Below are 353 nucleotides of genomic sequence, written 5' to 3' on the forward strand. Positions count from 1 at the left end.
GTAAAGGCAGGCTACCGAAAAGTCACAATTGCAGTAAGCCATTTTTACGTCGTTTCTTTGTTTACTAGATTTGACAACATGAAGATCTTCGTAGTTTTTGCCTTCTTGTTTGCAGTCGGCTCCGGCTCAGTTTCGGCAACTTTACAATGTGAACACAAAAAAACCTAACATTCCCCAAGACTGGATTGATATGAGTCAATCATGTGTGGTCAAAGTGAGGGACCACGTCATCGAAGAACTGAAAGCTGCCATGACATATATGGCGATGGCCGCCCACTTTTCCAGAGACAAAGTGAACAGGCCAGGCTTCGCCACTCTCTTCTTCAAGGCGGCCAGCGAGGAGCGCGACCATG

General features: G+C 46.7%; 1 protein-coding gene. It reads left to right on the top strand.

Annotation, left to right across the window (positions count from 1 at the left end):
- Nucleotides 1–190: 190 nt before the first annotated feature.
- Nucleotides 191–353, top strand: a 163-nt coding sequence (locus QWY29_RS21100; RefSeq protein WP_369292667.1) for a ferritin-like domain-containing protein, incomplete at its 3' end; no start/stop codon positions are given.

This window comes from Nocardioides abyssi (assembly GCF_030412915.1).
Lineage (GTDB): Bacteria > Actinomycetota > Actinomycetes > Propionibacteriales > Nocardioidaceae > Nocardioides > Nocardioides abyssi.